The sequence below is a fragment of the Agriterribacter sp. genome (assembly GCF_035497235.1).
GTDB lineage: Bacteria > Bacteroidota > Bacteroidia > Chitinophagales > Chitinophagaceae > Agriterribacter.
In genome coordinates, this window is record NZ_DATJEB010000055.1 from 18,017 (window position 1) to 34,556 (window position 16,540).

Sequence of the window (16,540 nt, forward strand, 5' to 3'; positions counted from 1 at the left end):
ATAAATTTGTTATTGGTAATTATAATTTCAGTTATCAAAAAATTAAAATTGTAATCCGCCTTCCCTTGCGCCATCAGCTACCGCCTTAACACGGCCGTGGTATAAATAACCGCCCCGGTCGAACACAACCGAACTAATACCAAGTGCTGCCGCTTTCGTAGCAATGGTTTTTCCCACCAGGCTGCTCAATATCACTTTGGGCGATTTCTGCGCACTGATATCTTTATCCTTTGTAGATGCAGATGCAAGCGTAGCGCCGTTCTCATCGTCTATCAACTGCGCGTAGGTATCCTTGTTGCTTCTGAAAACAGATAATCTTGGTCTTTGTGCGGTACCAGATATCGTTTTACGAATATTGTATCTGATCTTTTGTCTCCTGATAACTTTAGCGTCCATTTTACTTTTATTTTTTTGTCCGATACTGCCGGACCGAATGTTCAAATTATTTACCAGCAGCTTTACCAGCTTTACGACGAAGCTGCTCACCTGCGTATTTCACACCCTTTCCTTTATAAGGCTCAGGCTTACGAAGGCTGCGTATTTTAGCTGCCACCTGCCCAACTAACTGCTTGTCTATACCTTCCAGTGAAATGGTGGGGTTCTGACCTTTTTCCTGGGCGGTAGCCAGCTTTAATTCTTTAGGTATTTCAAAAACAATATTATGTGAAAAGCCTAAAGATAAGTCAAGCAGGTTGCCCTGGTGGGAAGCCTTAAAACCTACCCCTACCAGCTCCAGGTTCTTTTTGTATCCTTCGGTTACACCCTTTACCAGGTTGGCGGTAATAGCGCGGTATAAACCATGTAATGCGCGGTGGCGGATCTGATCGGTTGGGCGCGAAAAATTCACTGTTCCGTCTTTCACTTCCACTTTAATATCACGGTCAATCGTCTGCTTCAATTCACCCTTTGGACCCTTTACCGTTACTACATTATCGCTACCAACGGTAACTGTAACACCTGCAGGAACTATAACGGGTTGTTTACCTATACGAGACATGTTATTTTGAGATTTAAAATTTTAAATTTGAATTCCATTCTGTTGAAAGTGTTCAGTTCCGTATAGAGAACTTAAATTATCAGTCAACTTTTCTTATATGTACTGCGCCCTGCTGTCCGGCAAAACGCATCGTATTGATTAGCAAATATAACAAAGCACTTCTCCGCCAACGTTCTGCAACTTCGCCTGTTTATCAGTCATCACCCCTTTTGATGTACTTACTATAGCAATGCCCAGTCCGTTCATTACTCTTTTAAAGTCTGCCGGCCTGGAATACTGACGCAACCCCGGGCGGCTTACTCTTTCAAGCGACCTGATTACAGGCTGTTTTGTGTGTGCATCATACTTCAAGGCGATCTTAATTACGCCCTGTTTATTATCTTCCTCAAATTTATATTTGAGGATGTAACCCTGATCATACAGTATTTCAGTAATACGTTTTTTAAGATTAGAAGCAGGGATTTCCACAATACGGTGTCCCGCCATCTGAGCATTACGCACCCTGGTCAGGAAATCTGCAATAGGATCTGTTACCATTTTTATGAATTAATCAGTTCAAAATTATTTTTAATCTTCCCTTCCTACCAGCTCGCTTTTTTAACGCCCGGAATAATACCATTTAAAGCCATGTCGCGGAAAGCAATTCTCGACAACCCGAAATAACGGATATATCCCCGTGGGCGGCCAGACACCTGGCAACGGTTTTTTAAACGCACTTTTGATGAATTCCGGGGCAGCGCATCAAGCGCTTTCCAATCACCTGCAGCTTTTAATACAGCACGCTTTTCAGCGTATTGCTCTACCAGCCTTTCCCTTTTTCTTTGCCTGGCTTTTACTGACTCTTTTGCCATAATTAATCTTTTTTAGCATTTTTGAAAGGCATTCCTAATTCTTTCAGCAGTTCATAAGCCTCTTCATTTGTATCGGCCGATGTTACGAAAGTGATATCCATGCCTGTTATTTTATTTACCTTATCAATATCAATTTCAGGAAAGATGATCTGCTCGGTAACCCCCAGGGTATAATTACCGCGGCCATCGAAGGCTTTTTCATTAATCCCTTTAAAGTCACGCACACGGGGTAATGCCGCCGCAATAAGCCGGTCAAGAAATTCATACATTTTTACACCACGCAATGTTACCCTTGCTCCAATAGGAACGCCTTTACGCAGCTTAAAGTTAGATATATCCTTTTTTGATGTGGTAGATACCGCTTTTTGACCTGTAATGGTTGCCAGTTCTTCTACCGCTATATCCACCAGTTTTTTATCGTTTACCGCGCCGTTTACGCCACGGTTCAAACAAATTTTTTCTAACTGCGGAACCTGCATCACGCTTTTGTACGCAAAACGTTTCATCAAAGCCGGTACAACAACTTTTTTGTACTTATCGGCTAATCTCGGAGTGTATTTTGTTGTGCTCATGTTGTCAAAAATTTATTATGCTGTTATCATCACAGCATCATTAAATGGCGGCGCCTGATTTTTTGGATACGCGAATTAGTTTTCCGTTCTCTCTTGTTCGTTTCACTTTAGCCGCTTCACTTCCTTTAGCATCCCAAAGCTTAACGTTACTGATATGAACGGAGGCTTCCTTCTTCACCAAACCACCTTTTGTATTTTGTGCGGAAGGCTTGGTATGACGGGTAATAATGTTCGCGCCTTCTACCAGCACACGGGACTCGTTGGGAAATACTTCCAGCACTTTACGCGGTTTTTTTACATCTTTATCGTCTCCGGTAATAATTACTACCGAATCGCCCTTTTTAACGTTAAATTTGGGTTTAAATCTTTTGCTCATTTTATTTGGCTTTTGGCTATTAGCTTTCAGCTATCAGCCGATTAAGTTCATATAATAATTTGCTAATAGCGCATGGCTAACAGCTCATAACTATTCTTATAATACTTCAGGCGCAAGAGAAATAATTTTCATATATCCCTTATCACGCAGCTCTCTTGCCACAGGTCCAAAAATACGGGTACCCCTGGGATCATCTGCCTGGTTCAGCAATACCACCGCATTATCATCAAAACGGATATAAGATCCGTCTTTACGCCGCAATTTGTTTTTGGTACGAACAATAACCGCTTTTGTAACCGTTCCTTTTTTTATGCCGCCCGCAGGAATAGCGTCTTTAACTGTTACAACAATCTTATCGCCGATCTTTGCATAATCCTGCCCGCTATTGCCCAGTACACGGATACACAGTACCTCCTTAGCGCCACTGTTATCTGCTACATTTAACCTGCTTTCTTGCTGAATCATCTTTTTAGTTATTAGAAATTTGAAATTTGAAATTTGAAATTTAATTTGAGACGATCCATAGATATATATTCTAATCTCAAATCATCAAATCTCAAATCAGAAATAATTTATTTCGCTTTTTCCACTATTTCTACCAGGCGCCAGTGCTTTGTTTTACTCAGCGGACGGGCTTCCATGATCTTAACCGTATCGCCAATACCACACTCGTTTTTTTCATCGTGAGCATGGAATTTGGTTGTTTTCTTCACAAACTTACCATACATGGGGTGTTTGACCTTTCTTTCAATTTCAACCGTAACAGTTTTTTCCATCCTGTTACTGGTTACTACCCCAATCTTTGTTTTGCGCAAATTTCTTTCAGCCATTTTATTTAGCTTTTAGCTTTTTTCTTTAATTCAGTTTTTAACCTTGCAATATCCCTTCTAACCGCTTGTATGGTCATGGGGTTCTCCAGGGGAGATGTAGCATGAGCGAATTTTAATTTCTTCAGGCGCATCTCGTCTTCGCTGATACGCACCTGTAAATCCGCTTCACTCATCGTTTCCAGGCTATTTAAAAAATCAACTTTCTTTGACATTACTATTCGGTTTGAATATTTAAAACTTTAGCTGCTGCGCTTATTGTCCGGCATAATCACGACGGATAATAAACTGGGTTTTGATCGGCAATTTTGCGGCAGCCAGTTCCATTGCCTCTTTTGCCACCTGAATGGAAACGCCATCGGCTTCAAAAAGAATACGGCCCGGTTCCACCACTGCTGCCCAAAATTCGGGGTTACCTTTACCTTTACCCATTCTCACTTCGGCCGGTTTACGCGTAATAGGCTTATCCGGAAAAATACGTATCCACACATTCCCTTCACGCTTCATAGCGCGTGTCATGGCCTGGCGGGCAGATTCTATCTGGCGGTTATTAAGCCAGATGGGTTCGAGTGCTTTCAGTGCAAATGAACCAAAAGATATGGTTGCTCCCCGTTTCGCCACCTGCCTGATCCGTCCTTTCTGCGCTTTTCTGTGTTTTGTTCTCTTCGGCTGTAACATTTTATATTACAATTTGAAAATTTTGAATATTGTTCTTACACCTTATCGCTCACACCTTATACCTCATACCTTAATAAACTATCTCCTGTCTCCTCTTCCGCCGCCCCGTCTGTCTCCACCGCCGCCTCTTCTATCATCGCGCCTGTCACCTCCACCTCTTCTGTCTCCACCACCACCTCTTCTGTCATCACGCCTGTTGTCGCCTACGCCACCGCTAATTTCGCCTTTTCCGTCAATTATATTCGGGTTAAGATCGCGTTTGGTTAATACCTCACCTTTACATATCCAAACCTTGATGCCTATTTTTCCATATACGGTTAAGGCAAACACGTTGGCGTAATCAATTTCCATACGGAAGGTATGTAACGGAACGCGGCCCTGCTTAAGTTCTTCCGTACGGGCAATTTCAGCGCCACCCAAACGACCACTCACTTTTATCTTGATACCTTCGGCGCCCATGCGAAGCGCTGACGCTATGGATAATTTAATAGCACGTTTATAGTTAATACGGTTTTCTATCTGCCTTGCAATGGTATCGCCCACAATATTGGCATCCAGTTCAGGACGGCGAACCTGCAGAATATTTATCTGCACATCTTCTTTACCCGTAAGTTTCTTTAACTCTTCTTTAATATGGTCTACTTCGCCGCCGCCTTTGCCAATAATAATACCTGGCTTGGAAGTATGTATAGTTACGATAAGCTTATTAAGCGTACGCTCAATCACAATTTTAGAAATACCGCCTTTATTGATACGGGCATTAAGATAGGTTCTGATCCGGTTATCTTCGATCAGCTTTTTGGAGTAATCCCTCTTGTTACCATACCAGTTGCTTTCCCAGCCACGGATGATCCCTAACCTGTTACCAATTGGATTTGCTTTTTGACCCATGTTTATAATTTGAAAATTTTCATTTTTATTTCTGGTCTACAATCACAGTTACATGATTGCTGCGTTTGCGTACCCGGTAAGCCCTTCCCTGCGGCGCGGGCAACATTCTTTTGAGCACTCTTCCACCATCTACAAAAATTGTTTTTACTATCAGGTTGCTGTCTGCCGCGTTCGTTCCCTGGTTTTTTTGCTCCCAGTTACTTACTCCGCTCCTTAATAATTTATACAGTGGCGTAGAAGAATGCTGCGGATGATGTTCCAATATTGCCAAAGCCTTCTCTACGTCCATACCACGGATAACATCTGCCAGCAAACGCATTTTGCGGGGCGATGTAGGATAGTTTCTGAGTTTAGCTACTGCTTCCATTTTTTATTGTTTCAGGTTTCAGATTGTCTGTTTGTTACAACTTATAATCCGCCACTAATTTTTTAAGCTATTTTTTTGCTTGAGTGTCCTTTAAAATTACGGGTAGGCGCAAATTCACCTAACTTATGACCCACCATATACTCGGTTACATACACGGGTATAAACTTGTTACCATTATGTACCGCAAACGTATTGCCCACAAAGTCGGGGGTAATAGTGGAGCGGCGGCTCCAGGTTTTGATCACTCCTTTTTTAGCTGTGCCCTCGTTCATTGCCAATACCTTCTTTTCTAAATAATCGGCTACGTAAGGACCTTTTTTTATTGAACGACCCATAATCTATATTTCAGATTTTAGATTTATTGATTTCTGATTTATCTTACCACTTACCCCTTACCACTTATTTCGCCAGCTTCTTTCCGTTTTTGCGCTGAATGATCAGCTTATCTGAACCTTTTTGCTTCCGGGTTTTCAATCCTTTCGCATACTTACCGGTTCTTGATCTCGGATGTCCTCCGGATGCTCTTCCTTCGCCACCACCCATTGGGTGATCCACAGGGTTCATAGCCACACCACGCACACGGGGGCGAACGCCTTTCCAGCGGTTTACACCTGCTTTACCGGCTCTTTCCTGGCTATGATCACTATTACTTACCACACCTACAGTTGCATAACAATTGATCAGTATTTTCCTGAGCTCACCACTGGGCATTTTTAACACCCCGTATTTTTCTTCCTTATTGCTCAACTGTGCGGAAGACCCGGCACTGCGCACCAACTTACCACCCTGCCCGGGCTGCAGTTCAATATTATGTACGTTTGTACCTAAAGGCATATACTTTAACTGTAATGCATTTCCTATTTCGGGCGCTACGCTATCCCCGCTCACTATTACAGACCCTACCTGCAATCCCTGCGGTGCAATGATGTATCTTTTTTCGCCATCAGCATAATGCAGCAAGGCAATAAAAGCAGTACGGTTAGGATCGTATTCAACAGACGCCACGGTAGCTTTGATGTCTTTTTTATCTCTTTTAAAATCTACAACGCGGTATTTCTGCTTGTGTCCGCCACCAATATAGCGCATGGCGCGGCGACCCTGGAAATTACGTCCTCCCGATCTTGGTTTGGGTTCCAGCAAACTTTTTTCAGGCGTATCCGTAGTAATTTCGGCATATCCATTTCCAATTCTCCAACGGGTGCCCGCTGTCATTGGTTTGTATTTTCTTACTGCCATTGTTGTTTCTTTTTATTGCGAACTTTTCAGCTTCGCCAGCTTTAATAATGTAATATCTGTTGGACTATAGTGTGCTGTACAGATCAATATTCTCTCCGTCCGCTATGGTTACATACGCCTTTTTGTAAGCAGGCTTACGTCCAGAAATAACGCCAGCCTTTGTAAATCTCGACTTGCTTTTACTTGGAACAACAACTGTATTTACATTCACCACACTAATGCCATAAAACTCTTCTACCGCTTTTTTTATTTCCAACTTATTAGCCTTGCGTCCTACCCGGAAAGCATAAATATTTCTTTTTTCAGAAAGCTTATTGCTTTTTTCGCTTATGATCGGTTTAACAAGTACATCTGCCAGTTTCATTTCTGTTAATTTGAAAATTTGAAAATTTGAAAATTTGAAAATTCGTCCGCTTCTCTGGTCTAAACCATTTTTTCAAAAATTCTCTTATGCCTCTGCTCCGGCTGTTGTTTCTTCTTCAGAAAATATTTTAGCCGCATTTTCTGTAAGCACCAGCACATCGCTGTTTATAATATCATACGTATTTACATCAGCCAGCAACACCCCCAGTACCGTGGGCATATTACGAAAGCTCAACTGTACATTCTCATTATAACCGGGTAATACGAATAAAGTCCTTTTCTTGTTCAGGTTGAGGCTTTTAATTACGCCGGCAGCTTCTTTGGTTTTAGGCGCGTCCAAAGAAAAATCTTCAATAACCACAATGGCATTTTCTTTTGCTTTATAGGAAAGCGCCGATATTTTAGCCAGGTCTTTTACTTTACGGTTCAGCTTAATGTCATAGCCGTGCGGCTTAGGTCCGAATATGGTACCGCCACCTTTATATAAAGGGTTGCGGATATTGCCTTTACGTGCGCCGCCTGTACCTTTCTGACGATGCAGCTTACGGCTGGATCCTTTCACTTCGGCACGGGTTTTAACCTTGTGTGTGCCCTGGCGCTGCGCTGCCAGGAACTGCTTTACAGCGAGGTAGATTACATGATCGTTTGGTTCAATTCCAAAAATCTCATCAGGCAGTTCCGCTGTACGACCTGTTTTTTCACCTGCTTTATTTAAAATATCTACTTGCATTGTATAAAATATTTTGCCGGTACACAGTTACCTGTGTACCGGCAGTGACTTTACTTTTGAATTAATACAATTGAACCATTATACCCCGGAACAGCTCCGCTTACCAGCAGGTAGTTTTTATCGGGGAACATTTTCACCACTTTTAACCCTTTCACTTTCACCCTGTCGCCACCCATACGGCCCGCCATACGCATACCTTTAAATACACGCGATGCATCGGAAGAGTTACCAATGGAACCAGGCGCTCTCTGGCGGTCGTGCTGCCCGTGCGATTGTTCACCCACGCCATGAAATCCGTGACGTTTAACCACACCCTGAAAACCCTTACCTTTTGTAGTGCCGATTACTTCCACTTTATCGCCCTCGGCGAAAATGTCGAGTGTAACCGTTTCACCAATATTTTTTTCAATAGAAAAATCGCGGAATTCTTTTACGAACTTTTTAGCGGGAGTATTTGATTTGGCGTAGTGACCGGCTTCTGCTTTTGTAGTATGTTTTTCCGTTTTATCGCCAAAACCTAACTGAACTGAACTGTAGCCATCGGATTCTTTTGTTTTAACCTGCGTAACCACGCAAGGACCAGCTTCAATAATAGTAACGGCAGTTTGTGTGCCATCGGCAGGATTGAAGATGCTGGTCATCCCGATTTTTTTACCAATAATACCTTTCATTGTTTTGTTTTTATACCCATTTGGTTAAAGAGACAGACCGGACTATAATTTATATCCAATGCTTCAATCCCCGTTTGCCGCCGACCTTTTCCTTTGTTTCCCACTTGTGAAAGCGGAAGTACCAGCGGTAAACTAACCTCGAAGGGCTAGTTCATATTTAATTCTCCAAAACCGGAAATCATAAACTGATATTTATATTTATGACCAAACGGGTTTTACCCCCTTTCGCTTCCGGCAATCCAGCGCTGCTTTTTTTTGGTTTCCCGCAATTGGCAGATGGAATATATTAAGAACTAAGTTGCTTTATCTTTCCCCGCCGTTGCGGGGGCGATCAAAAATTACGCTTTGATCTCTACATCCACACCGCTGGGCAGGTCTAACTTACTCAGCGCATCTACAGTACGGGAAGACGAAGTGTAAATATCCAGCAAACGCTTGTGGGTGGAAAGCTGGAACTGTTCACGACTCTTCTTGTTTACATGGGGTGAACGCAATACCGTAAAAATCTTTTTTTGTGTAGGTAAAGGAATAGGTCCTGTTACCACGGCACCAGTACTGCGTACAGTTTTAACGATCTTTTCGGCAGATTTATCTACCAGGTTGTGATCGTAGCTCTGTAATTTTATTCTGATTCTTTGAGACATACCGTAAAGTACCCGTTTTGATTTTGGGAGTGCAAAGGTATGTGCCTTATTGTTTATTGCCAAATAGTTGGGAAAGAAAATTTAAAAATGTTTTAGGGGGCTGCAAACTGCCACCGGTAAGGGTTCATTTCAGGTGGTTTACTCGGTAAATCTTCACTTTCCCCTTTTAAATTTATCCATCATTATACATTTTATTATTTTTAAATAAGTAATTGTTTGCTCAACCTGAAAAACATACTATGGATATCACCATCATTCAGCAAAAAATATATAAATTAAGGAACCAAAAGGTAATGCCCTGCTTTGACCCGGCAAACCTGTATGGAGCAGTGACTAAAGCGCTTAATCAGTCTGTTAAGCACAATTTTGGAAGATTCCCGTCCGATTTTATGTTTCAGCCTGCTTTTAATGCGGCAACCTGTTCCTGAAACGTCCATATACCCAGGTACCCGCCACCGCGCTTAGTAAGGTTACTATAATTACCGTAGCACCTGTTCCAATTTGGGCAAACAAGGGTCCGGGACATGCGCCGGTAACAGCCCAGCCTAAGCCGAAGATCAGCCCCCCATAAATTTGTCCTTTATGAAAGCGCTTGGGTTCCAGGTGTATTTTTTCTCCTTCTATTGACCTTGCATTATATCTTTTAATCAGCGCCACACCAATCATACCCACCACCACAGCCGAGCCAATAACGCCATACATGTAAAAGCTTTGCAGCCTGAACATTTCCTGTATCCTGAACCAGGAAACGATTTCCGCCTTCACAAATACGATCCCGAAAAAAATACCCAATACCGCATATTTAATATTAGAAGCAAGCGGCCTGTCAAGAGTGCTTTCATTTACGCACATGGCATTTTGTGAACGCACTTCATAATCCGTATATACCAGTTCTTCTTTTCCAGACGCCTTGCTTATTTTTTCTTTTACCAACATATAAATATTTGAGATTTCTGATTTGTGGATTTCTGGTTTACTGAACCCATAGTTGAACTCATAGATCATAACTGAAGAATATAGGGAAGGATAAGCCAGGTCATTACAAAGCCGCCTATCATAAAGCAACAGGTAGCTACGAGTGATGGCCATTGCAGGTTGCTCAGCCCCATAATGGCATGCCCACTGGTACACCCCCCGGCATAGCGGGTGCCGAAGCCAACCATGAAGCCCCCCACTACTATCATAATAAAGCCCCTCGGGGTAAATAACTCCTGCCACGAAAAAATATCCCCGGGAACAATGCCGCTATAATCTGTTACGCCATAAGCCGCCAGATCTTCCTGCAGATGAGGGTGAACCAGCACCGGTGCCGGATTGGCCAGCCACTGCGCCGCCACTATACCTCCGAGTAAAATACCTCCTACAAAAAAAAGATTCCAGGCCTCTTTCTTCCAGTCGTACCGGAAAAAGGGGATTTTGCCGGGAATACAAATAGCACAGATATGCCGCAGGGATGAGGATATACCGAAGGTTTTGTTGCCAAGCAGCAGTAAAACGGGTACGGTTAATCCAATTAAGGGTCCGGCTATATACCATGGCCAGGGTTGTTTAAGCCATTCAAGCATAATTGTAATTATTTATAAGTGCAATTTACGTAATTAGCTTCAAGGAGGTATCAGGTTTCAGGGTGTCTATTAGCATTTATAGTTTTAGCTTATCAGGAGAGTACACTCTTTTTCAAATTTTCAAATTGCCACATTTCCACATTCTCACATTAAATCTTTATAGCTGATAAGCTGTATGTTTAATTTTTTAATCAACGCTATGATCACAGCATCTGTCCATATATCCACTCCCCCCGGCAGTTTGCAGCTACATCTTTGTAACCGATATGACGTTCTGTCTTTAATGCTTATTTTTACTATTAACGGCATCATCTCAGGAAAAGCATTATGCTTGCCAGGCAATATTATTTAAACACAAAGGGTCATGATCAAAGTTTTTATTCCGCTATTCTTTTTAACTATTACAGCATATACCGGCCTGCCTGCACAGGAACAGCTTCCAGTTGGCACGCACCCGCCTGCTATTGAATACGAACACTTTCCCAACCGCGTGTACGCGCTGGTTTGGCGGAACTGGAACCTGGTGGAACCGGAGCGCATGGCTCAAACCATTGACTGCGGCACAAAAGACATTATAGCGGTTGCGGAATCTATGGGATTACCACCGGCACAATCTGTTTCGCCTGATTTTAAAAAGAGGATATACATTACCGTGATACGAAGGAACTGGCACCTGCTGCCCTATGATCAGTTGCTGACCCTGCTGGATATGACTGCGGATGAACTGGAATTTGCGCTTAAGGAAGACGATTTCCTGTTCGTTAAATTAGGCAACCTTAAACCAATGTGTTCAAAGATCATATATACAAAACCCGATAAAAAAACATTGGCACGTGCAAAGGAGATCAAACAATTGGTACAGCAGCATTTCAAAGCTTCCCTTGCCCGGCCAACCGCCCCCAGGTTTGCTTTTGTAAAGGATCTGCAATCAACAGAAGGTTTACCCAAAAAAGAAACAGCGCAGTATTCAAATGAAAAGGGGTTGCGCTTCATCTACTCTTATTTTGGCATTTTTGGCGACCCTTTAATTGACACCCTCCACGACCCCTACCCCGATGGATTGCTTGCCAGGTTAGCCTCAAAAGGTGTGAACGGAATATGGATGCACGTTGTACTGAATCAACTGGCTCCAGGTGGCAATGATTTCCCTGAGTTTGGAGAAGGACACCTTACCCGGCTTCATAATCTCCGCCGTATTGTGGAAAGAGCAAAACAATATGGCATTTCGGTTTACCTGTATATGAATGAACCCCGGGCCATGCCTCTATCTTTTTTTAAAAACAGGCAGGAGATGATGGGTACGCAGGAAGGTGCATTTGCCGCCTTATGCACCAGCAATGAAAAAGTGCTGAACTGGATCAGTCATTCGCTTGCCTATGTTTTTAAACAGGCGCCTGAACTCGGTGGCGTGTTCACCATTACCGCATCTGAAAATTTCACCAGTTGCGCATCACACGGTAACCAGAAAGCCTGCCCGCGTTGCAGCCGGCGCAAATATGCTGATATAATTGCCGGAGTAAATGAGGCTATGGCAAATGGCGTGCATGCGGGCAATGCCAATGCCAGGGTTATTGCATGGGACTGGGGATGGCACAACCATGGCGATGCGCCGGATGTAATTGCCAAACTACCCAAATCAGTATGGCTCATGTCTGTAAGCGAATGGGCAAAACCCATTGAACGGGGAGGCATCCCTTCACAGGTTGGGGAATATTCCATCTCTGCAGTAGGCCCGGGCCCGCGCGCTACACGGCATTGGGCACTGGCAAAGCAGGCCGGCTTAAAAACGGTGGCTAAAGTGCAGTTCAATAATACCTGGGAGCTATCTGCCGTACCCTGGCTGCCGGTTTCAGATATTATTGCCGAACATGCTTCCAACCTGGCAAAAATGGATACCGATGGCCTCATGCTGAGCTGGTCGCTGGGCGGATACCCGTCTCCCAACCTGGAGATAGCGCAGGCATTTGCTAAAAACCCTGCTGCTAAACCTGAAACAGTGCTTAATGAACTGGCTTTGCAGCTTTACGGCAATGCTGCCGCGCCTTTTGCCCGCCAGGCCTGGACTGCATTCAGCAATGCTTTCCGCGAGTTTCCCTATGGCGGCGGCGTAGTGTACAATGCACCGCAGCAATACGGTCCGGCCAATTTATTATTTGCAGAACCTACCGGGTACGCATCAACCATGGTAGGCTTTCCGTATGATGACCTTAAAGGATGGCGAAGCATTTACCCGGCAGCAGTATTTGCAGGGCAATTTGATAAAGTAGCCAATGGCTGGAAAGAAGGACTCGGTTACTTTAAAAAAGCAATTGAGGTTGCAGAACCCGGCAAACGGGCTATGGCAAAAGCGGATATGGGAATAGCCACAGCGGCATGGCTGCATTTTGCATCCGTTGCCAACCAGGTAAGGTTTGTTATGGCCAGGGACAGTATACGGAATCATCATTTGCCGTCTGCTGAAAAACAAATTCAAATTAAAGCGATCAACAACATACTGAACAATGAAATAACTTTAGCCAGGACACTGTTTGAAATCACGCAATCCGATTCCCGCATCGGGTTTGAAGCATCCAACCAGTATTATTATGTACCGCAGGATTTAATAGAGAAAGTGATCAATTGTGAATTTGTACGTACGCAATTGGGCTCCATGTAAATAACATTTTAGTATTAGGCGCATAGGCCGGAATCATAGTTACAGACTTTGCAAAAGTTAACTGGTAATTGATTGTTCATTTCAAAATGATAACTATTACCTTCAAAACCAATATAAGCTATCAAACTATTTTTTCTTTGTTAATTTTTGCGAAAAAAGTAACCAAAATCCCCGCCATACTGAACATGGTTCGTCCGCCCGGATGGTGCCAGTCGAACGGGGGCGGGCGCCGGAAAACGAATACCCCCGTTTTTCGGATGGTTCCCTGATGTAGCTTTTGCGCTGCTGTGGTTTCAACTACAGGAAGTCTATTGGAAGTATCTGGCTCAACCATCTGCTCAAATTCAGTTTTTTAAATGCTATAGAAGAGACCAATGGATAAATTAACGATAGAAGTGAAAGGCAAAGCTGATAAAAACAATCGCCCAAAAGAAATAGGGCTATATAAATATTTCCACAACTTAAACGACTAATTCTACAACATTTCATAATTCCGAAGAAAGCAAAAGAAAACCAGGGTTTGCAGGTATACCGTTTCTTATCTTTACTACATGTTAGAATTACCTGTTACCGTGCGCATTCCGCTTGCCGGAGAAATGCCCCACCGGCCGGATATAGAAGAACTGCTGCTTAAGAGAAAAAAAGCGGCGATAACAGAAGGGTACAAAATAACGCCCAATACTACCCGCCAGCTTTCTTTTGCTTTCCAGGCAGAGATCAATATTAATAATTCCAAACTTTGGCGCTTTGTGCTTGCCCTTGCCCATTTACTGCCGGAAGAAATATGCTGCGAATACGGCTTATCGGGAGAAGAAACAGTAACCACCGCATACTTTTCTAAGGATATGGTATTACAAAAGCTTGCCGCGTACCAAACGGAATTAACGCAGGATTGTGTGCTTGAATTTAATTTATATGCACATACGGTTAATGCGCTAACAGAGATAAACGTTACTACGCTGAAGTATATACGGTTTTCAGGCAGCGATAAAAATGCTTTTCTTCAATGCATGCAGGATTTTAATCTCGTTGAAATACCCTTGCTTGCTTTTGCAGATGACTATCCTAAAATAGTAGAACCCTTAAGGAAATTTATTGCAACGGCCCGGCGGCCCGAAGATGTGATATGGCTGCTTAACCGTGCATTTGGTATAGAGGGATGATATTCAGGATGCGCTGTATCCTGCTTTTTAATCATACATTATACAATTATCAATAAACCTGTATCAATACATCTGCAGGTATCTTTAACTTGTCGTGTAATTGGCGTATCATGTCTATAAACAACTTTCTTTTCTTATTCAAAATTTCACTTACCCTGCTTTTAAACCTACTTCTTTTGCCAGGCCGGAGACATCGTACAGCAGCGCATTTTATATTAGTTCCAAATTTCATTCATTTCTGTCAATACAATTGGTTTTCCGTCTGTAACCACAATAGTATGTTCGTGCTGTGCCATAAATCCGCCTTTGTTTCCAACCATTGTCCAATCATCTTCAAGCGTTTCGGCATACGTTGAAGTTGTCGTAATAAACGTTTCAATGGCAACAACAGAGTTCTTTTTAAATCTTGTCAGATTAAAACGGTCTCTGTAATTTGCTATGTTGCTTGGTTCTTCGTGTAAATTCCGTCCTATTCCGTGTCCTGTTAAGTTCTTAATTACTTTGTAACCACGTTTCCTGGCTTCTGTTTCTATTAAAAGTCCAATGTCTGAAATGCGAACACCGCCTTTAATGTTAAAGATTGCTTTCTGCAAAATTTGTTTTGAAGCGTCTATAAGTTTTTGATGTTGGTTAATGTCTTTACCAAGCACAAAAGAGCCACCGTTGTCCGACCAAAAGCCGTCAAGTTCGGCAGAAACGTCAATGTTCACCAAATCGCCTTCTTTCAGTATGCTGTTGTCAGACGGAATGCCGTGACAAAATTCATTGTTCACACTTATACAAGTCCAACCCGGAAAACCATAAGCCAGGTACGGTGCTGATTTTGCTCCAAAGTCTGAAAGTATTTTTGCTCCATAGTTGTCCAATTGTTTTGTCGTCATACCGGGCTGAGCATATTTTCGCATTTCTTTTAAAGTATAAGCAACCGCTTCACTTGCTTTTTTCATTCCGATAAGTTCTTCGTTTCTTGTTATTGACATAGTCGTTTAATTCGTTTGTTCATTTGCTTACACCGCCGGCCGTTGCCTGACAGCTAATGTTCATGGCTTGCTGAAGTTGTGGCAATAGAATTCCATCCGCCCGGCTAACTGAAGCTAAATATAAATAAAAGTTGATGATTTGCACATAGCTAAATTAATAACGTTCTGCTCGGTATGAAGCCATATGGAAAACAAAAAGTTGAAACACGGCTTCCGTCCGCCTGCATTTTGGCAAACCTATATTGTACGTTCGCCCTTCTTCTTGGTCTGTCAAACTCCATACTGTGTCCAATGAAGTAGGGTGTGTCCCGGAAGCGTAGGAACAAGGCAGGCTCTTTTGCAAGATTGGCTTTTGTGTGTCGGTTTTGTGTGCCTTGCAAATGTGCCCGATTTGGTGCGTTGGCTAAGTTTTAATGATGTTAGTTAATTCCTCAAATGATGATATGCCGTGAATTTCTTTGGTGTCTACCCAATCAATACCATTGTCAGGCATATAACTTATAATTCCTGTTTTAAAATTATGCTGCTCATTAAATTGCTGCAAGTCGATAAGCCAATTCATGGGCAGCTTTTTAAGTCGTAATATTTCTTGGAAGTCATTTGAAAGTTTATTTATGCCACTCCCCTTTTGTACTAACAATAGCAGTCCAATGTCTATAGTTTTTGCGACTTGCAAATAACCTGATAGTTGTGAATAATCTTTAAGGCTTAATTGGGGTAAATATTTTGCTTCAATTAATATTAGTCTTGCTGTATTATTTTCACAAACAGCAAAAACAATATCAACTTTTAATTTTGGGATGTATGAATTTTCTGGCTTAATAGTAATTCCTGATTGAAGTTCTAAGTCTTTAACAAGTACATCTAATGTATTATTGCATGAGTAGTAAATTTTAAAATCGCTACCTAAGTATGAACTTAAATATTGAGTAAACTTTTTTGAGAATTCTTCGTAGTAACTAATTTCATTCAT

General features: G+C 42.4%; 25 protein-coding genes. 3 read left to right on the top strand and 22 right to left on the bottom strand.

All coding sequences use genetic code 11. The annotated features are described in order from the left end of the window. Window positions 1-42: 42 nt before the first annotated feature. The 18 genes from rplR to rpsJ form a co-directional block, all read right to left on the bottom strand. A complete protein-coding gene (gene rplR / locus VL121_RS20410) occupies window positions 43-396 on the bottom strand; it encodes a 50S ribosomal protein L18 (RefSeq protein WP_325408468.1) in 354 nt (117 codons plus the stop codon). Between the two features lie 46 nt (window positions 397-442). Next, window positions 443-997, bottom strand: a complete 555-nt coding sequence (gene rplF / locus VL121_RS20415) for a 50S ribosomal protein L6 (protein ID WP_325408469.1) — start codon at window positions 995-997, stop codon at window positions 443-445. 138 nt (window positions 998-1,135) lie between these two features. Further along, window positions 1,136-1,534 carry a 30S ribosomal protein S8 gene (gene rpsH / locus VL121_RS20420; protein ID WP_325408470.1) on the bottom strand — a complete coding sequence of 133 codons (399 nt, stop codon included), beginning with the start codon at window positions 1,532-1,534 and terminating at the stop codon, window positions 1,136-1,138. A 44-nt stretch (window positions 1,535-1,578) separates the two neighbouring features. Then, window positions 1,579-1,848 (bottom strand): 30S ribosomal protein S14, encoded by a 270-nt coding sequence (gene rpsN, locus VL121_RS20425; protein WP_152267160.1) that lies wholly within the window; start codon window positions 1,846-1,848, stop codon window positions 1,579-1,581. 2 nt (window positions 1,849-1,850) lie between these two features. Continuing rightward, window positions 1,851-2,420 (bottom strand): 50S ribosomal protein L5, encoded by a 570-nt coding sequence (gene rplE, locus VL121_RS20430; RefSeq protein ID WP_325408471.1) that lies wholly within the window; start codon window positions 2,418-2,420, stop codon window positions 1,851-1,853. A 40-nt stretch (window positions 2,421-2,460) separates the two neighbouring features. Continuing rightward, window positions 2,461-2,796, bottom strand: a complete 336-nt coding sequence (gene rplX, locus VL121_RS20435) for a 50S ribosomal protein L24 (RefSeq protein WP_325408472.1) — start codon at window positions 2,794-2,796, stop codon at window positions 2,461-2,463. A gap of 96 nt (window positions 2,797-2,892) precedes the next feature. Then, the gene (rplN, locus tag VL121_RS20440; RefSeq protein ID WP_325408473.1) at window positions 2,893-3,261 is read right to left on the bottom strand and encodes a 50S ribosomal protein L14; all 369 of its coding nucleotides are present in this window, start codon (window positions 3,259-3,261) and stop codon (window positions 2,893-2,895) included. Window positions 3,262-3,368: 107 nt separating this feature from the next. Continuing rightward, a complete protein-coding gene (gene rpsQ, locus VL121_RS20445) occupies window positions 3,369-3,626 on the bottom strand; it encodes a 30S ribosomal protein S17 (protein WP_325408474.1) in 258 nt (85 codons plus the stop codon). A 5-nt stretch (window positions 3,627-3,631) separates the two neighbouring features. Next, window positions 3,632-3,838 carry a 50S ribosomal protein L29 gene (rpmC, locus tag VL121_RS20450; RefSeq protein WP_325408475.1) on the bottom strand — a complete coding sequence of 69 codons (207 nt, stop codon included), beginning with the start codon at window positions 3,836-3,838 and terminating at the stop codon, window positions 3,632-3,634. Between the two features lie 40 nt (window positions 3,839-3,878). Then, window positions 3,879-4,301, bottom strand: coding sequence for a 50S ribosomal protein L16 (rplP, locus tag VL121_RS20455; RefSeq protein WP_325408476.1), 423 nt, complete (start codon window positions 4,299-4,301; stop codon window positions 3,879-3,881). A 78-nt stretch (window positions 4,302-4,379) separates the two neighbouring features. Beyond that, a complete protein-coding gene (gene rpsC, locus VL121_RS20460; RefSeq protein ID WP_325408477.1) occupies window positions 4,380-5,192 on the bottom strand; it encodes a 30S ribosomal protein S3 in 813 nt (270 codons plus the stop codon). Between the two features lie 25 nt (window positions 5,193-5,217). Then, the gene (rplV, locus tag VL121_RS20465) at window positions 5,218-5,559 is read right to left on the bottom strand and encodes a 50S ribosomal protein L22 (protein ID WP_325408478.1); all 342 of its coding nucleotides are present in this window, start codon (window positions 5,557-5,559) and stop codon (window positions 5,218-5,220) included. Between the two features lie 62 nt (window positions 5,560-5,621). Beyond that, complete coding sequence (gene rpsS, locus VL121_RS20470) at window positions 5,622-5,894, bottom strand: 30S ribosomal protein S19 (RefSeq protein ID WP_324555634.1); 273 nt, start codon at window positions 5,892-5,894, stop codon at window positions 5,622-5,624. 64 nt (window positions 5,895-5,958) lie between these two features. Next, complete coding sequence (rplB, locus tag VL121_RS20475; protein WP_325408479.1) at window positions 5,959-6,795, bottom strand: 50S ribosomal protein L2; 837 nt, start codon at window positions 6,793-6,795, stop codon at window positions 5,959-5,961. 64 nt (window positions 6,796-6,859) lie between these two features. Further along, a complete protein-coding gene (gene rplW / locus VL121_RS20480) occupies window positions 6,860-7,159 on the bottom strand; it encodes a 50S ribosomal protein L23 (protein WP_325408480.1) in 300 nt (99 codons plus the stop codon). An 84-nt stretch (window positions 7,160-7,243) separates the two neighbouring features. Then, window positions 7,244-7,888 (bottom strand): 50S ribosomal protein L4, encoded by a 645-nt coding sequence (gene rplD, locus VL121_RS20485; RefSeq protein ID WP_325408481.1) that lies wholly within the window; start codon window positions 7,886-7,888, stop codon window positions 7,244-7,246. Between the two features lie 50 nt (window positions 7,889-7,938). Beyond that, window positions 7,939-8,559, bottom strand: coding sequence for a 50S ribosomal protein L3 (gene rplC, locus VL121_RS20490; protein ID WP_325408482.1), 621 nt, complete (start codon window positions 8,557-8,559; stop codon window positions 7,939-7,941). A 338-nt stretch (window positions 8,560-8,897) separates the two neighbouring features. Beyond that, window positions 8,898-9,203 carry a 30S ribosomal protein S10 gene (gene rpsJ / locus VL121_RS20495; protein WP_152267147.1) on the bottom strand — a complete coding sequence of 102 codons (306 nt, stop codon included), beginning with the start codon at window positions 9,201-9,203 and terminating at the stop codon, window positions 8,898-8,900. 239 nt (window positions 9,204-9,442) lie between these two features. Between rpsJ and VL121_RS20500 the strand changes: the two genes are divergently transcribed. Then, a complete protein-coding gene (locus tag VL121_RS20500) occupies window positions 9,443-9,631 on the top strand; it encodes an ORF6N domain-containing protein (RefSeq protein WP_325408483.1) in 189 nt (62 codons plus the stop codon). Here the strand turns inward: VL121_RS20500 and VL121_RS20505 are convergent. Both VL121_RS20505 and VL121_RS20510 read right to left on the bottom strand, forming a co-directional pair. After that, complete coding sequence (locus VL121_RS20505) at window positions 9,609-10,139, bottom strand: DUF6691 family protein (protein WP_325408484.1); 531 nt, start codon at window positions 10,137-10,139, stop codon at window positions 9,609-9,611. The genes VL121_RS20500 and VL121_RS20505 overlap by 23 nt on opposite strands. 65 nt (window positions 10,140-10,204) lie before the next feature. Beyond that, a complete protein-coding gene (locus tag VL121_RS20510; RefSeq protein ID WP_325408485.1) occupies window positions 10,205-10,768 on the bottom strand; it encodes a YeeE/YedE family protein in 564 nt (187 codons plus the stop codon). A 364-nt stretch (window positions 10,769-11,132) separates the two neighbouring features. Between VL121_RS20510 and VL121_RS20515 the strand changes: the two genes are divergently transcribed. Both VL121_RS20515 and VL121_RS20520 read left to right on the top strand, forming a co-directional pair. Beyond that, window positions 11,133-13,424 (top strand): hypothetical protein, encoded by a 2,292-nt coding sequence (locus VL121_RS20515; RefSeq protein ID WP_325408486.1) that lies wholly within the window; start codon window positions 11,133-11,135, stop codon window positions 13,422-13,424. 551 nt (window positions 13,425-13,975) lie between these two features. After that, window positions 13,976-14,587, top strand: coding sequence for a hypothetical protein (locus VL121_RS20520; protein WP_325408487.1), 612 nt, complete (start codon window positions 13,976-13,978; stop codon window positions 14,585-14,587). 215 nt (window positions 14,588-14,802) lie between these two features. Here VL121_RS20520 and map read toward each other — a convergent pair whose 3' ends face one another. Together map and VL121_RS20530 are read right to left on the bottom strand one after the other, a co-directional pair. Then, window positions 14,803-15,567 carry a type I methionyl aminopeptidase gene (gene map, locus VL121_RS20525; RefSeq protein ID WP_325408488.1) on the bottom strand — a complete coding sequence of 255 codons (765 nt, stop codon included), beginning with the start codon at window positions 15,565-15,567 and terminating at the stop codon, window positions 14,803-14,805. Between the two features lie 403 nt (window positions 15,568-15,970). Next, window positions 15,971-16,540 carry a hypothetical protein gene (locus tag VL121_RS20530; protein ID WP_325408489.1) on the bottom strand — a complete coding sequence of 190 codons (570 nt, stop codon included), beginning with the start codon at window positions 16,538-16,540 and terminating at the stop codon, window positions 15,971-15,973.

What these genes read in the sequence shown, in the direction of transcription:
- rplR (WP_325408468.1), bottom strand. Translation starts at nt 396, where the DNA reads ATGGACGCTAAAGTTATCAGGAGACAAAAGATCAGATACAATATTCGT.
- rplF (WP_325408469.1), bottom strand. Translation starts at nt 997, where the DNA reads ATGTCTCGTATAGGTAAACAACCCGTTATAGTTCCTGCAGGTGTTACA.
- rpsH (WP_325408470.1), bottom strand. Translation starts at nt 1,534, where the DNA reads ATGGTAACAGATCCTATTGCAGATTTCCTGACCAGGGTGCGTAATGCT.
- rpsN (WP_152267160.1), bottom strand. Translation starts at nt 1,848, where the DNA reads ATGGCAAAAGAGTCAGTAAAAGCCAGGCAAAGAAAAAGGGAAAGGCTG.
- rplE (WP_325408471.1), bottom strand. Translation starts at nt 2,420, where the DNA reads ATGAGCACAACAAAATACACTCCGAGATTAGCCGATAAGTACAAAAAA.
- rplX (WP_325408472.1), bottom strand. Translation starts at nt 2,796, where the DNA reads ATGAGCAAAAGATTTAAACCCAAATTTAACGTTAAAAAGGGCGATTCG.
- rplN (WP_325408473.1), bottom strand. Translation starts at nt 3,261, where the DNA reads ATGATTCAGCAAGAAAGCAGGTTAAATGTAGCAGATAACAGTGGCGCT.
- rpsQ (WP_325408474.1), bottom strand. Translation starts at nt 3,626, where the DNA reads ATGGCTGAAAGAAATTTGCGCAAAACAAAGATTGGGGTAGTAACCAGT.
- rpmC (WP_325408475.1), bottom strand. Translation starts at nt 3,838, where the DNA reads ATGTCAAAGAAAGTTGATTTTTTAAATAGCCTGGAAACGATGAGTGAA.
- rplP (WP_325408476.1), bottom strand. Translation starts at nt 4,301, where the DNA reads ATGTTACAGCCGAAGAGAACAAAACACAGAAAAGCGCAGAAAGGACGG.
- rpsC (WP_325408477.1), bottom strand. Translation starts at nt 5,192, where the DNA reads ATGGGTCAAAAAGCAAATCCAATTGGTAACAGGTTAGGGATCATCCGT.
- rplV (WP_325408478.1), bottom strand. Translation starts at nt 5,559, where the DNA reads ATGGAAGCAGTAGCTAAACTCAGAAACTATCCTACATCGCCCCGCAAA.
- rpsS (WP_324555634.1), bottom strand. Translation starts at nt 5,894, where the DNA reads ATGGGTCGTTCAATAAAAAAAGGTCCTTACGTAGCCGATTATTTAGAA.
- rplB (WP_325408479.1), bottom strand. Translation starts at nt 6,795, where the DNA reads ATGGCAGTAAGAAAATACAAACCAATGACAGCGGGCACCCGTTGGAGA.
- rplW (WP_325408480.1), bottom strand. Translation starts at nt 7,159, where the DNA reads ATGAAACTGGCAGATGTACTTGTTAAACCGATCATAAGCGAAAAAAGC.
- rplD (WP_325408481.1), bottom strand. Translation starts at nt 7,888, where the DNA reads ATGCAAGTAGATATTTTAAATAAAGCAGGTGAAAAAACAGGTCGTACA.
- rplC (WP_325408482.1), bottom strand. Translation starts at nt 8,559, where the DNA reads ATGAAAGGTATTATTGGTAAAAAAATCGGGATGACCAGCATCTTCAAT.
- rpsJ (WP_152267147.1), bottom strand. Translation starts at nt 9,203, where the DNA reads ATGTCTCAAAGAATCAGAATAAAATTACAGAGCTACGATCACAACCTG.
- VL121_RS20500 (WP_325408483.1), top strand. Translation starts at nt 9,443, where the DNA reads ATGGATATCACCATCATTCAGCAAAAAATATATAAATTAAGGAACCAA.
- VL121_RS20505 (WP_325408484.1), bottom strand. Translation starts at nt 10,139, where the DNA reads ATGTTGGTAAAAGAAAAAATAAGCAAGGCGTCTGGAAAAGAAGAACTG.
- VL121_RS20510 (WP_325408485.1), bottom strand. Translation starts at nt 10,768, where the DNA reads ATGCTTGAATGGCTTAAACAACCCTGGCCATGGTATATAGCCGGACCC.
- VL121_RS20515 (WP_325408486.1), top strand. Translation starts at nt 11,133, where the DNA reads ATGATCAAAGTTTTTATTCCGCTATTCTTTTTAACTATTACAGCATAT.
- VL121_RS20520 (WP_325408487.1), top strand. Translation starts at nt 13,976, where the DNA reads ATGTTAGAATTACCTGTTACCGTGCGCATTCCGCTTGCCGGAGAAATG.
- map (WP_325408488.1), bottom strand. Translation starts at nt 15,567, where the DNA reads ATGTCAATAACAAGAAACGAAGAACTTATCGGAATGAAAAAAGCAAGT.
- VL121_RS20530 (WP_325408489.1), bottom strand. Translation starts at nt 16,540, where the DNA reads ATGAATGAAATTAGTTACTACGAAGAATTCTCAAAAAAGTTTACTCAA.